Genomic DNA, 14,034 nt, shown 5'->3' with positions numbered 1-14,034 from the left:
CATCGGCACCGGTGCACCGGTCTCGCTCGCGGATGCGGTGCGGTCATGACCTTCGAACTGGCAGTGTGTGCCGAGATGGTGTTCACGGACCTCGACATCATCGAGCGGGCCCGATGCATCTCCGATCTGGGCTTCTCGGTGGAGATCTGGAGTTTTCACGATAAGGACCTCGGTGCACTGGCCGCCACCGGAGCCCGGTTCTCGTCGATGACCGGATACCTGCATGGCGACCTCTACGCTCCCGACGGTGCCCGCGAGGTGGTGCGTACCGCACAGGAGGCCATCAAAGCGGCTGAGATCCTTGGTGTTCCGCGGCTGGTCGTGCATCCCGGCGAGCTGGTCGACGGCCAGGCAGCCCGCCCGCAGTACCGGGCCACCGGCGAGATGTGGTTCTCGGCGATGCGGGGTCTGGAGGCTCTGGGCGAACTCGGCGCCGAGGCCGGCGTCACGTTCTGCCTGGAGAACCTCAACACCATCGTCGACCATCCCGGGGTGCCGCTGGCCCGCGCCAAGGACACCCTGGCACTGATCGAGGCAGTGGGGCATCCCAACGTGAAGATGATGCTCGACCTCTACCACGCCCAGATCGGTGAAGGGAACCTGGTCGAGCTGGTGCGCCGAGCCGGATCGGCGATCGGTGAGATCCAGGTCGCCGATGTTCCCGGCCGCTGCGAGCCCGGCACCGGCGAGATCCACTATCCGGCGGTGGCAAAGGCATTGCGGGACAGCGGCTACACCGGACCGATCGGTATGGAGGCGTACGCCGCCGGCGACAGTGTGGCCGCGCTGGAGGCCTTCCGCGCCGCATTTTCCTGACGCCCCCTCACCAGCTCACCAGCACCGCGAGCGCGCGTGTCGGTTTTGGCGATGCGCCGCATTCCCGGGTGCGCCGTGCGCACAATTGCGGCATGTCCGAGGCATCCTTTCCACACGGCAACTGGGGGCGTGACGACGTCTCATCGTTGTTCAAGCCGGTGTTCGCGTTCGCCGCATCCTCATTCGGCTCCAAGGTGATCCGCGCGATGGTGCCACTCGACAGGCGGGTGGTCGACCGCACCAAGGGCCGCTTCTCGTTGTTCGGTCCGCTGTCGATGCCCGAACTGCTGTTGACAGCGAAGGGCCGAAGATCAGGCCTGCCGCGCACCTCCGTGCTCAGCTATGTGCACGAAGGTGACCGCCTACTGGTGATGGGCAGCAACTTCGGCCAGCAGCACCATCCCTCGTGGTCGACCAATCTCGTCGCCGAACCGCAGGCTTCGATATCGATGGCAGGCCAGGACATCCCGGTCGTCGCGGCCGTGCTCTCCGGCGTCGAGCGCGACGCCGCTCTGCAGCGGTTTCTGGCCTACCCGATGTACCGGGCCTACCGGACGCGCACCAACCGGGACATGCGGGTGTTCGCACTGACCCGTAGATAGCGCAGTGCCCCGCCGGCCGGACAGCCGACGGGGCACTGCTGCACTGATCAGCGGCGGAGTTCGTGGCTGAGCGCCTCCAGCTCGTTACCGCCGGCCATCTCCTGGGTGAGATGTTCCAGCGTGATCTCGTCGTAGGTGCAGTCCAACTTCTGCCGCCCGCGGTTCAGCAGCACGAAATGGTCACCGACCATGTGCGCGTGGTGCGGGTTGTGGGTGATGAAGATGACCCCGAACCCCTGTTCCTTGGCGGCCGTGATGTAGCGCAGCACCATGCCGGACTGCTTGACGCCGAGCGCCGCCGTCGGCTCATCGAGGATCAGCACGCGGGCGCCGAAGAAGATCGCCCGCGCGATCGCCACACACTGGCGCTGACCACCCGACAGCGAGCCGATCGGCGCGTCGACATCGGGCAGGTCGATACCCATCTTGTTCAGCTCGGAAATGGTGGTCGCGCGCATCGCGGAAATGTCCAGCGACGGCAGGATGCCCTTCTTGCGCAACTCGTTGCCGAGAAAGAAGTTGCGCCACACCGGCATCAGCGAGACCACCGCGAGGTCCTGGTACACGGTCGCGATTCCGGCCTTGAGCGAATCCTTGGGTGAGTTGAACACCGTCGGCGTGCCGTCAATCAGCAACTCACCCTCGGTGGGCTTGTGCAGGCCGGCGATGATCTTGATCAAGGTGGACTTGCCTGCACCGTTGTCACCCAGCACGCCGGTCACCTCGCCGGCACCCACCCGAAGGTTGATGTCCTTGAGCGCGATGATGTTTCCGTAGCTCTTGCCGACGTGTTTGAGTTCGACCAGCGGCACCGCGCCGCCCGACGGTGTCTCCGCGATCGGGGCTTCAGCAGTTGTGCTCATCTACTTACCTTTTCGCTGCGTAGTTACGGACGACGTTGTTGGCGATCACCGCGAACAGCAGCATCCCGCCGAGGAAGAACTTGAACCAGTCGGGGTTCCACCCGGCATAGACGATGCCCTGGTTGGTCATGCCGAAGATGAAGGCACCGATCAGCGTGCCGACCGCGGTGCCGTAGCCGCCGGTGAGCAGGCAGCCGCCGACGACCGCGGCGATGATGTAGAAGAACTCGTTGCCGATGCCCTGACCGGACTGCACGGTGTTGAACGCGAACAACAGGTGCATGCCGACGAACCAGGCGCAGAAGCTCACCACCATGAAGAGGCCGATCTTCACCTTCGTGACCGGCACACCGACCGCACGGGCGCTGTCCTGGTTGCCTCCGACGGCGAAGATCCAGTTGCCGATCTTGGTCTTGAACAGCACGTAGGTGGCGATGAGGACGAACAGGATCCACCACAACACGGTGACGCGAACCGACACCCCGAAAATGCTGAACGACGAGGCGAATACGGCTCGGCCGGAATCGAATCCCTCCATATCCGACACGCTCGGGGTCGCGACCTGGCCGGACAGCAGCTTGGTCACCGCCAGGTTGATGCCGGCGAGCATGAAGAAGGTGCTCAGCGTGATCAGGAACGACGGGATCTTGGTCTTCATCACCATGTAGCCGTTGAAGAAGCCGATCGCCAGGGCCATCACCAGCGCCAGGACCGCGCCCGTCCACAGATTCAGATGCAGGTTGTACGACAACATCGATGCCGCCAAAGAAGCGGTGGTGACTGCGACACCCGACGACAGATCGAACTCACCGCCGATCATCAGCACGCCCACCCCGACAGCCATGATGCCGATCGTCGAACTGGCATAGAGCACCGTGGCCAGGGCCTCCGGCGTCCGGAACGGCGGAGCCACGATCAGGAACAGCACGAAGATGCCGATCGCACCGATCGCCGCACCCATCTCGGGGCGGATCAGTAAGCGCTGCAGCTTGTTCTGTTCCTTGACCCGCTCGTCCCGGACGACTTTGTGCGTTTCGAGATTGAGGTCTGCCTGGGTACTCATGTCTAGCGCGTTCCGTTCTTCGCGTACTCGGCGATCGCATCGATGTTCGTCTTGTCGATGAACGACGGACCGGTCAGCGTCGGCTGATTGCCGCCGATGACGTTGCCGTTGTTGAGGTAGAGCCACAGTGAGTCGACGGCGAGGTAACCCTGCAGGAACGGTTGCTGATCGACGGCCCATTGGACGTCGCCGTTCTTGATCGCGTCGACGAGTGCGGCGTTCGTGTCGAACGTGCCCACCTTGGCAGAGCTACCGGAATTGCGTACGGACTGCACGGCGGTCGGCGCGAACGGCGCACCGAGCGTCACCACGTAGTCGATCGACCGGTCCTGCTGCAGCTTGGCGGTGATGGTCGACTCGACCGACGGCATGTCCTTGCCGTTGACGTTGAGCGTCTCGGTCGCGGGGAAGGTGTTCTTGACGCCGGCGCAGCGGGCCTCGAGGTCGACGTGGCCTTGTTCCTGGATGACGCACAGAACCTTCTTGGCGCCTTCCTCGGTGAGCCGCCGGCCGGCCTCCTGTCCCGCGATGTATCCGTCCTGACCGAAGTACTCCTTGACACCGACCTTCTGCCAGGAATCGAGACCGGCGTTGAACGCGACCGTGGGAATGCCCTTGCCCGTGGCATTTTCGATGGCGGCCTTCATGGCGTCCGGCTTGGCCAGCGTTACCGCGATGCCCTGCACGCCGCTGTCCACGGCGGTCTGTACCAGGTTGGCCTGATTGGGCGCCTCCGGGTCCGAGGAGTACCGCAGTTCGATGTTGTCTTTCTTGGCAGCGGTCTCGGCGCCCTTGCGCACCAGATCCCAGAAGGAGTCACCCGGCACCTCGTGGGTGATCATCGCGATGGTGGCCCGCGGGGTGTCGACGGTTCCGGCGCCCATTCCACCACCATTGCTCTGCGGCTTTCCGCCGGTGCTGGAGCACGCGCCGGCGCCCATGACCAGCACACCCGCCGCAGCTACCGCCGCGAGCCGACTGAACCTCATTGCTTCTCCTTGCCATCGACGTCACCGCGGTGCTTGTACGTCTGGTGACAAGCGACACGGCCTCGCAGTCGATGTAATACCGCTCACATCCGAATGTCAAGACTTTGTTCGGACATTAGGACTGCATATCAAACGTCCGGCAGCATCGCGGCGACACCCATACGACGGGACAAGTGCCACGGCAAGCCACCGAAACCTGCAGGGAGAAAATACTTTTGGAAACGCTAACGATCCACGAGGGTGGTATCGAAGTAGTACCGCGACGCGCGGTAGGCATGGCTCCCGTACTCGACTACGCGTCCGGAATCGTCGAACGCCGTCCGCTCCATCACCAGCAGCGGGGCCTTCGGCTTCTCGTCGAGCAGCTTGGCCTCATCCCGCTCGGCAGCCCTGGCGCCGATGCGCTGCTGGGCCAACCGAATGTGCACCCCGCGGGCGCGCAACGACTGATACAGGCCGATACGCTCGAGGTCATCGCGATCCGGCGCGATCGCCGCAGGAAGATAGTTCGTCATCAACGCCAACGGCTGACCGCCGGACGTACGCAGCCGGCGCATCATCACCACCTCACTGCCCGCTTCCAGGTTGAGCCGTTCGGCAATCTCGCCGGACGCCGGACCCAGCGCGTACTCCAGAACTCTGGTGCCCGGCTCCTGACCGGCCCGTGCAAGATCGTCGAACAGACTGGTGAGCTTGACGGGGCGATGAACCGGGGTCTGCACCACCTGAGTGCCCACACCGCGTTTGCGGACCAGCAGCCCCTTGTCGACCAGTTCCTGAATCGCACGGCGCGTTGTCGGCCGAGACAGACTGAGCCGGCTCGCCAGCGCCAACTCGTTCTCGAAACGGTCCCCCGGCTTGAGTTGCCCGTCCAGGATTGCCTTTTCGAAGACCTGCGCCACCTGGAAATACAGCGGAACCGGACTCGAACGATCGAGCTCCACGGACAACGTCGGGGTCACGCGCACTCCAATCCTCGTGTCCTCCGCGCGCAGTTCGCCGGGAGTGATTGTTCAGAATACCTGCTTATGACTGAAAGTAAGAATGTCCGAACAAAGTCTTGACAGCACATGGTGACGGGGAGCACAGTCGACACCGACACCAGGCGCGCTCGTCGTCGCCGGAACGCAAATACGCACATCGCACTCGGGAGTCAGTCGTGACCGATAACGCCAGCCAGCCATTCGACGTCATCGCCATCGGACGTAGCGGCGTCGACGTGTACCCGCTGCAGGTCGGGGTGGGGCTTGACCAGGTGGAATCGTTCGGAAAATTCCTCGGCGGCAGCGCCGCCAACGTGGCCGTCGCCGCGGCGCGCCTGGGCAATCGCACCGCGCTGATCTCCGGAGCCGGCGACGACCCCTTCGGCCGGTTCGTCCGCGACGAGCTCGCCCGGCTCGGTGTCGACAACCGCTTTGTCCGCACCCACGGCGAGTATCCGACTCCCGTGACATTCTGCGAGATATTCCCACCCGACGATTTCCCGCTGTACTTCTACCGCAAGCCGTCAGCGCCGGATCTGCAGATCAGTCCTGCCGAACTGGACCTGGACGCCATCCGCGCCGCGCGCCTGTACTGGTCGACGGTGACGGGCCTGTCCGAGGAGCCCAGCCGCAGTGCGCATTTTGCTGCGTGGGAGGCCCGCTCGGGAGCCCCATTGACGGTTCTCGATCTCGACTACCGGCCGATGTTCTGGGAAACCCCGGCAGCGGCCACCGAACAGGTGCAACGCGCCCTGCAGCATGTCACCGTCGCCGTGGGCAACCGTGAGGAATGCGAGATCGCCGTCGGCGAGTCCAACCCGCACAAGGCCGCCGACGCCCTGCTCGAGCTCGGAGTCGAGTTGGCGATCGTCAAACAGGGTCCACGCGGCGTGCTGGGCAAGACCAAGCACAGCTCGGTCACCGTTCCGCCCAACGAGGTTGACGTGGTCAACGGGCTCGGTGCCGGAGATGCCTTCGGCGGCAGCCTGATTCACGGCCTGCTGAACGACTGGCCGTTGGAGAAGACCCTGCGCTACGCCAATGCGGCGGGAGCCATCGTCGCGGGCCGTCTCGAATGCTCGACCGCCATGCCGACCGCCGCCGAGGTCTCCGATCTCGCCGAACAGACCGCTGTGGAGGCTGCAAATGTCTAGCGCACTTGGCTCGAAGTCCGCGATGTGCAAAACCTACGCGGAGATCACCGAACTGCGGGCCGGCGAACCCGCAGCGGTCGCGACGGCCTGGCGCAACCGGACCACCCGTCCGACGGTGCGCGGAGACGGCAAGCTGATGATCGTCGCCGCCGACCATCCCGCCCGTGGCGCGCTGGCCGTCGGATCACGGCCGACCGCGATGAACAATCGCATCGATCTGCTGGACCGGCTGCGCACGGCACTCGCCGATCCAGGGGTGGACGGGGTGCTGGCGACCGCCGACATCCTCGACGACCTCGTCCTGCTCGGCGCACTGGACGACAAGGTGGTGTTCTCCTCTTTCAACCGGGGCGGGCTGGCCGGCTCGTCGTTCGAGCTCGACGACCGGATGACCGGCGCCACCGCGGTCTCGACCGCGGCCGCGCGGATGAACGGCGGGAAGATGCTGTGCCGCATCGATCTTGGCGATCCGGGTACGGTGTCCACCCTCGCAGCGTGCGCGCGGGCCGTCGATGAACTCGCCGCCAACGGGCTGATCGCCATGCTGGAGCCGTTCCTGTCCACTCGCGTCGACGGCAAGGTCCGCAACGACCTGTCCCCCGATGCCGTGATCAAGTCGGTGCACATCAGCCAGGGACTCGGCTCCACGTCGGCCTACACCTGGATGAAGCTGCCCGTCGTCGCTGATATGGACCGGGTGATGGAGTCCACCACGATGCCGACGTTGCTGCTCGGCGGTGATCCGACCGATCCCGACGAGGCGTTCGCGTCGTGGGCGAAGGCGCTGACATTGCCATCGGTGCGGGGCCTGATCGTGGGCCGCACTCTGTTGTACCCCGGCGATGACGATGTGGCCTCGGCCGTCGCGACCGCCGTGAAGTTGGTGAGGTGACAGTGAACAGCAAGTGGTACATCCCCGCGCACAGTGCCAAGGCGCCCTACACCGTTGACATCACCCCGGAATCCGCAGGCTGGGCGGAGTCGTCGCTGCAGGTGGTCGAGCTCGGTACGTCCGGCTCTGTGACCCGGCAGACCGGCGAGACGGAGGTGATGATCCTGCCGCTGGCCGGCGGCGGGACTGTCGAAGCCGGCGACGAGACCTTCGAATTGTCGCCGCGCGCATCGGTGTTCGACGGTCCGGCCGACATGGTCTACCTCGGAATCAACCAGGAATACACGCTGACGGGCCACGGCCGTATCGCAATCTGCGGCGCACGCGCAAACCGGAGCTTTCCCAACCGCCGCGTCGCCGCCGCCGATGTCGCCGTCGAACTGCGCGGGGCCGGCAACTGCAGCCGGCAGGTGCACAACTTCGGCACCGCGACGGCCTTCGAGGCCGACTCGCTGATCGCCTGCGAGGTCATCACCCCGGGCGGCAACTGGTCGAGCTACCCCGCGCACAAGCATGACGAGAACACCGAGGTGGAGACCCAGCTGGAGGAGATCTACTACTTCGAGATCGATGACAGCCCCGCTGGGACACCGGGATTCGGCTACCACCGGGTCTACGGCACCCCACAGCGTCCGATCGAGGTGCTCGAGGAGGTGCGCAGCGGTGATGCGGTGCTGGTGCCGCACGGCTACCACGGCCCATCCATCGCCGCTCCGGGACACCACATGTACTACCTCAACGTGATGGCGGGCTCAGGGCCGAACCGAGCCTGGCTGATCTGCGACGACCCGAACCACACCTGGCTGCGCGACAGCTGGGAACACCAGGCCGTCGATCCGCGACTGCCCCTGCACCAGAGCCGAGGAGCCTGACCGATGGTTTCCACCGCACCGAAGTCGACCGAGAAGCTCGTCGACACCGAGTCCACTGTGCGACTCACGGTGGCACAGGCCACCATTCGGTTCCTGGCCAACCAGTACGTCGAGCGTGACGGCGAGCGCCACAAGTTCTTCGCCGGCTGCTTCGGCATCTTCGGCCACGGCAACGTGGCGGGTCTCGGTCAGGCCTTGCTGCAGGACGAGACGGAAGCACACGAGGCCGGGCGCGAACCGGGACTCAAGTACGTGCTGGGCCGCAACGAACAGGCCATGGTGCACAGCGCGGTGGCCTACGCACGGCAGAAGGATCGGCTGCAAGCGTGGGCGGTCACCACCAGCGTCGGCCCCGGCGCCACCAACATGCTCACGGGCGCCGCGCTGGCCACCATCAACCGGCTGCCGGTGCTGCTGCTGCCCGCCGACACGTTCGCCACCCGGGTCAGTTCACCCGTATTGCAGGAGCTGGAACTGCCGTCCTCCGGCGACGTCACCGTCAACGACGCGTTCAAGCCGCTGTCCCGCTACTTCGATCGGGTCTGGCGGCCCGAACAACTGCCCGCGGCACTGCTGGGGGCCATGCGGGTGCTCACCGACCTGGTTGAGACCGGTGCGGCGACAGTCGCGATCCCGCAGGACGTCCAGGCCGAGGCCCACGACTGGCCGGAATCGCTGTTCGCCGAGCGCACCTGGCATGTGGCCCGGCCGTTGCCCGAACGGTCGGTGATCGCGCGCGCCGCCGAGATCATCGCGTCGGCCCGCAAGCCACTGATCATCGCGGGGGGCGGGGTGCACTACTCCGGTGCCGAAGGAGCTTTGGCCGCACTGGCGTCTGGTACCGGTATCCCGGTCGCCGAGAGCCAGGCCGGCAAAGGTTCGCTGCGGTTCGACCATCCGCAGGCGGTCGGGGCGATCGGTTCCACCGGCACCACGGCCGCGAACGCGCTGGCGTCGGAAGCCGACGTCGTCATCGGGATCGGTACCCGATACAGCGATTTCACCAGCGCCTCACGGACCGCGTTCAACAACCCCGACGTCCGGTTCGTCAACATCAACGTGGCGTCACTGGATTCGGTGAAGCAGGGCGGCGTCAGCGTGGTCGCCGACGCCGGCGAGGCGCTCGAGGCACTGAGCGCCGCGTTGGTCGACTACGCCGTCAGCGACGAATACCGCTCCCGAACAGCCGAACTCGCCAAGGAGTGGGACGACACGGTGTCGGCGGTGTACGCCATATCGGACGATTGCGCCGCGCTGAACCAGAACCAGGTGATCGGCCTGGTCAATACCCGGTCCGAGCCGCGTGATGTGGTGGTCTGCGCAGCCGGGTCGATGCCCGGCGACCTGCACAAGCTGTGGCGCACCCGGGACCGCAAGGGCTACCACGTCGAATACGGATACTCCTGCATGGGATACGAGATCGCCGGCGGTATCGGCGTGAAGATGGCCGACCCGGACCGTGACGTGTTCATCATGGTGGGCGACGGCTCCTACTTGATGATGGCAACCGAACTGGTCACCGCCGTCCAGGAGGGCATCAAGGTGATCCCGGTTCTGGTGCAGAATCACGGATTCGCCTCCATCGGCGGGCTTTCGGAATCAGTGGGCTCCCAGCGGTTCGGCACCGCGTACCGGTACCGCAGCGCCGATGGCCGCCTTGACGGCGCGAAGCTACCGGTGGATCTGGCTGCCAACGCGGCCAGCCTGGGCGCCGACGTCATCAAGGTCAGCAATGCCGCAGAATTCACCGACGCGGTCAAGGTCGCCAAAGCTGCCGAGAACACCACCGTCATCCATGTGGAAACGGACCCGCTGGTGTTCGCCCCGGACAGTCAGTCCTGGTGGGATGTTCCGGTGTCGGAGGTCTCCACGCTGGAGTCCACCCAGAGCGCCTACGCGCGGTACGCGGACTGGAAGAAAGTCCAACGCCCCCTGATCAATCCGTCCGACCGCTGAGTGCCAGGAAAGAAGCACCATGCCCACAATTTTGGTTGGATCCGCCCCCGACTCCTGGGGCGTCTGGTTCCCCGATGACCCGCGGCAGACCCCGTACACCCGGTTCCTCGACGAAGTGGCCGCATCGGGTTACCAGTGGATCGAGCTGGGCCCCTACGGTTACCTGCCGACCGACCCCGAACAGCTGCTGGACGAGCTCGGGTCCCGAAACCTGAAACTGTCCGCCGGGACCGTGTTCGAGCATCTGCACCAGTCCGAGGCTCCCGGGGACGACTCATGGAACTCGGTCTGGAAGCAGATCGAGGATGTCGCGAAACTGACTGCGGCCGTGGGCGGTAAGCACGTTGTGGTCATCCCGGAGATGTGGCGCGACCCCGCCACCGGGGCGGTGCTGGAGGACCGCACTCTCACACCCGAGCAGTGGCGCAAGAAGACTCAGGGCATGAATGAGCTGGGCAAGGCGATGTTCGAGAAGTACGGGGTGCGTGCCCAGTACCATCCCCACGCCGACAGCCACGTCGACACCGAGGAGAACGTCTACCGATTCCTGGACGGCACCGACGGCGAGTTCGTCAACCTCTGCCTGGATACCGGGCATATCTCCTACTGCGGCGGGGACAACATCGCCATCATCGAGCGCGCACCGGACCGCATCGGCTACCTGCATCTCAAGCAGGTCGACCCGGAGGTGCGGGCCAAGGTCGAGGCCGAGGACCTGCCGTTCGGCGAGGCAGTCAAGCTCGGCGCGATGACCGAACCCCCGCGCGGAATCCCCGAGATGCCACCGCTTCTCAGTGCGATCGAGAAGCTCGGCATCGATGTGTTCGCGATCGTCGAGCAGGACATGTACCCCTGTGAGGTCGATGCTCCCCTGCCCATCGCCCAGCGCACCCAGAAGTACCTGGGGTCCTGCGGTGTCCCGTCCGTTCGTTTCAGCTAGGAGCACCCATGTCTGATCTTCGTGTCGCCGTCCTCGGCGTCGGCATCATGGGCGCCGACCACGTCGCGCGCCTGACCAGCCGGATCTCCGGCGCCCGCGTCGTCGTGGTGAACGATTTCCTCACCGAGAAGGCCGAGGCGATCGCCGCAGGCATCCCGGGCTGCCGGGCCGTTACCGATCCACTCGACGCCATCGCCGACCCGGAGGTCGATGCCGTCGTACTCGCCACGCCTGGGCCGACCCACGACAAGCAACTGTTGGCCTGTCTGGAGCACGGTAAGCCGGTGCTGTGCGAGAAGCCGCTGACCACCGATGTCGAGTCGTCTCTTGAGGTGGTCAAACTCGAGGCCGGGCTCGGAAAGCGGCTCATCCAGGTCGGTTTCATGCGCCGCTTCGACGAGGAGTACATGCAGCTGAAGGCCCTGCTGGATGCCGGTGAGTTCGGCCGCGCGCTGGTGCTGCACTGCGTGCACCGCAACCCGGCCGTACCGCCGAGCTTCGACAGCTCCATGATCGTCAAGGATTCCCTGGTTCATGAGGTCGATGTGACCCGGTTCCTGTTCGGCGAGGAGATCGCCTCGATCCAGATCATGAAGCCGGCGGTCAATCCCGGTGCCCCCGAGGGCATCCAGGACCCGCAGATCGCCATCATGCGCACCGTGTCCGGCAAGCACGTCGACGTTGAATTGTTCGTCACCACCGGGGTGGCCTATGAGGTGCGCACCGAACTGGTCGGCGAAAAGGGTTCGGCCTTCATCGGACTCGATGTCGGGCTGATCCGCAAAGGTGCACCAGGCACCTGGGGAGGCACCATCGCCCCAGGTTTCCGGGAGCGCTTCGGCCGGGCCTACGACATCGAGTTCCAGCGCTGGGTCGACGCAGTTCAGCGCGGCACCACGACCGGGGATTACACCGATGGCCCCACCGCGTGGGACGGCTACGCCGCGGCCGCAGTGTGTGCGGCGGGTGTCGAGGCACTGCAGACCGGCCTGCCGGTGGAGGTGAAGATGGTGTCCCGCGAGTCGATCCCGGGAGCGTGAGCGTGAAGATCGCGCTGGATCCGACGCCGTTCCACCACGACCATGGTCTGCTCGAATTTCCGCGCCTGGTAGCCGAACTCGGCTACGAGTATCTGCAGCTCACCCCGCACCGGGACTTCATCCCGTTCTTCAACCATCCTCGCGCCGACGATGATCTGGTGGGCAAGTTCCGCAAGGCCTGCGCCGACGCAGGCGTCGGGATCGCCTCGGTGCTGCCGGTATTGCGTTGGTCCGGACCGGACGAGGACGCACGGGAAGCCGCGGTGCGCAACTGGAAACGCGTCATCCAGATCACCGTCGACCTCGGCGTCAACGTCATCAACACCGAATTCTCGGGTCGCCCAGAGAAAGCCGAGGAATCCGAACGCGCGTTCTTCCGGTCCATGGAGGAACTCCTCCCGATCTTCGAACGCGAAGGCATCGACGTCCGGATCGACCCGCACCCAGATGATTTCGTCGAGGGCGGCCTCGAAGCCGTGCGGATAATCCGCGGGCTCAACTCCTCCAACGTCGGCATGGTGTACGTGGCATGCCACACATTTCACATGGGTTCGAACATGACCGAGATAATGCGTGCCGCTGGCCACAAGCTTCGCCTGGTCCATGTCGCCGACACCATGGACCACCACCGCAGCCACGGCCTGCGCTACATCACCAACCCGCCGGGCAACCCGGTGCGGGTACATCAGCACCTGAAAATCGGTGACGGCGACATCAATTGGGACGAGTTCTTCGGCGGCCTGGCCGAGATCGGCTTCTACGATTGCGACGACACGGTCATGGTGTCGTCGGTCTTCGCCGAGGACGAGAACGCCCATGAGGTGTCGCGCTACCAGCTGAAGACGATGACCGGGTACGTCACGAAGTACCGCGGATGACGTCGCCTCGCCTCGTGGCGACCGCCTGGACCAGTGCAGGCAACACCTCGCCGGTGAACCGTCCCGCCACAAGTCCGGTACCCATCACCGAACGTGTTGCCGCCGTGCGCGATGCGGGTTACAGCGGTATGGGGTTGGTCGCCGACGATCTGGCGGTCATCCACGGGTCCATCGGGTTCGCCGGGTTGCGCGACCTGATCGCCGATGCCGGACTCACCCACGTCGAGATCGAACTGATCGAACGCTGGTGGATTCCCCGCGGGCAGCACGGGAATTCCTACGCTGTACGGGATCTGCTTTTCGAGGCCGCCGACGTGCTCAAGCCGGCATTCGTCAAGATCGGCTCCGAATTGGGGCCACGAACAACGCATCCCGAGACACTGGTGGAGCCACTCCGCGAGCTGGCCGACCAGGCCGTCGCGTACGGCACCCGCATTGCCATCGAGACCATGCCGTTCTCGATCATCGAAACGGTGCCTATGGGCGCTGAGCTCATCCGAGATACGGGCCATCCCGGGGTGGGACTACTCATCGACGCCTGGCACGTCTTCCGGGCCGGGACAACGCTCGACGCGCTCGCCGCCACCGTGGCACCGGAGATGATCTTTGGAGTCGAACTTGACGACGCTGCCGCGCATGTTGTCGGGACACTCTTCGAAGACACCGTCAACAACCGCTTGTTGTGCGGGGACGGCACTTTCGACCTGACCCGACTGGTCGACACCCTGCGCGATCTCGGTTTCGACGGGCCGTGGGGCGTGGAGATTCTGTCCGATTCGTTCCGCACACTTCCCGTGCGCGAAGGGCTCAAGCTGGCGGCTGAATCAGCCTGCTCGGTGCTGCGAACCGGTTAGCTCCCCAGAGCACCCTGGTTGTCACGTAACGTCCGACTTGTCGGTGGTCGAATGTATGTTCGAGTTATGGAGGCGGGTGCGGTCCAGGCGGTAGCGGCATTGCGGGCCGCTTACGACGCGTTCGCCGCCTGC

General features: G+C 65.1%; 14 protein-coding genes. 10 read left to right on the top strand and 4 right to left on the bottom strand.

The annotated features are described in order from the left end of the window. The first annotated feature begins 45 nt into the window (after window positions 1-45). Both ACWEFV_RS24560 and ACWEFV_RS24555 read left to right on the top strand, forming a co-directional pair. Window positions 46-816 (top strand): TIM barrel protein, encoded by a 771-nt coding sequence (locus ACWEFV_RS24560; RefSeq protein ID WP_135456361.1) that lies wholly within the window; start codon window positions 46-48, stop codon window positions 814-816. A gap of 92 nt (window positions 817-908) precedes the next feature. Further along, a complete protein-coding gene (locus ACWEFV_RS24555) occupies window positions 909-1,418 on the top strand; it encodes a nitroreductase family deazaflavin-dependent oxidoreductase (protein WP_450072094.1) in 510 nt (169 codons plus the stop codon). A gap of 47 nt (window positions 1,419-1,465) precedes the next feature. Here ACWEFV_RS24555 and ACWEFV_RS24550 read toward each other — a convergent pair whose 3' ends face one another. From ACWEFV_RS24550 to ACWEFV_RS24535, 4 genes are all read right to left on the bottom strand, one after another. Continuing rightward, window positions 1,466-2,281: an ATP-binding cassette domain-containing protein gene (locus ACWEFV_RS24550; RefSeq protein ID WP_135456365.1), complete on the bottom strand. Its 816-nt coding sequence runs from the start codon at window positions 2,279-2,281 to the stop codon at window positions 1,466-1,468. Between the two features lie 4 nt (window positions 2,282-2,285). After that, on the bottom strand, window positions 2,286-3,344 hold the full coding sequence (locus ACWEFV_RS24545; protein WP_450072093.1) for an ABC transporter permease: 1,059 nt from the start codon (window positions 3,342-3,344) through the stop codon (window positions 2,286-2,288). 2 nt (window positions 3,345-3,346) lie between these two features. Next, entirely contained in the window at window positions 3,347-4,333 is a 987-nt protein-coding gene (locus tag ACWEFV_RS24540) for a substrate-binding domain-containing protein (RefSeq protein ID WP_135456369.1), read from the bottom strand. A gap of 224 nt (window positions 4,334-4,557) precedes the next feature. Continuing rightward, window positions 4,558-5,295, bottom strand: coding sequence for a GntR family transcriptional regulator (locus ACWEFV_RS24535; protein WP_135456372.1), 738 nt, complete (start codon window positions 5,293-5,295; stop codon window positions 4,558-4,560). A 197-nt stretch (window positions 5,296-5,492) separates the two neighbouring features. On the opposite strand from ACWEFV_RS24535, the gene iolC reads away from it, so the two are divergent. Genes iolC through ACWEFV_RS24495 form a run of 8 tightly spaced genes read left to right on the top strand, consistent with a single transcriptional unit; the run spans window position 5,493 to window position 13,902 of the window. Beyond that, entirely contained in the window at window positions 5,493-6,470 is a 978-nt protein-coding gene (gene iolC / locus ACWEFV_RS24530) for a 5-dehydro-2-deoxygluconokinase (RefSeq protein WP_450072092.1), read from the top strand. After that, window positions 6,463-7,362, top strand: a complete 900-nt coding sequence (locus ACWEFV_RS24525; RefSeq protein ID WP_450072091.1) for a Cgl0159 family (beta/alpha)8-fold protein — start codon at window positions 6,463-6,465, stop codon at window positions 7,360-7,362. Before iolC ends, ACWEFV_RS24525 begins: the two co-directional genes overlap by 8 nt. A 2-nt stretch (window positions 7,363-7,364) precedes the next feature. Further along, a complete protein-coding gene (iolB, locus tag ACWEFV_RS24520) occupies window positions 7,365-8,234 on the top strand; it encodes a 5-deoxy-glucuronate isomerase (RefSeq protein WP_135460155.1) in 870 nt (289 codons plus the stop codon). 3 nt (window positions 8,235-8,237) lie between these two features. After that, the gene (gene iolD / locus ACWEFV_RS24515) at window positions 8,238-10,190 is read left to right on the top strand and encodes a 3D-(3,5/4)-trihydroxycyclohexane-1,2-dione acylhydrolase (decyclizing) (RefSeq protein ID WP_450072090.1); all 1,953 of its coding nucleotides are present in this window, start codon (window positions 8,238-8,240) and stop codon (window positions 10,188-10,190) included. Window positions 10,191-10,209: 19 nt separating this feature from the next. After that, window positions 10,210-11,130: a sugar phosphate isomerase/epimerase family protein gene (locus tag ACWEFV_RS24510; RefSeq protein WP_450072089.1), complete on the top strand. Its 921-nt coding sequence runs from the start codon at window positions 10,210-10,212 to the stop codon at window positions 11,128-11,130. Window positions 11,131-11,138: 8 nt separating this feature from the next. Beyond that, entirely contained in the window at window positions 11,139-12,170 is a 1,032-nt protein-coding gene (locus ACWEFV_RS24505) for a Gfo/Idh/MocA family protein (RefSeq protein WP_450072088.1), read from the top strand. Window positions 12,171-12,172: 2 nt separating this feature from the next. Next, entirely contained in the window at window positions 12,173-13,048 is an 876-nt protein-coding gene (locus ACWEFV_RS24500; RefSeq protein WP_450072087.1) for a sugar phosphate isomerase/epimerase family protein, read from the top strand. Further along, window positions 13,045-13,902 carry a sugar phosphate isomerase/epimerase family protein gene (locus ACWEFV_RS24495; protein WP_450072086.1) on the top strand — a complete coding sequence of 286 codons (858 nt, stop codon included), beginning with the start codon at window positions 13,045-13,047 and terminating at the stop codon, window positions 13,900-13,902. Before ACWEFV_RS24500 ends, ACWEFV_RS24495 begins: the two co-directional genes overlap by 4 nt. The last annotated feature ends 132 nt before the right edge of the window (window positions 13,903-14,034 follow it).

The sequence above is a fragment of the Mycobacterium sp. NPDC004974 genome, assembly GCF_053600815.1.
This window is presented reverse-complemented; position numbering and strand designations above follow the sequence as displayed.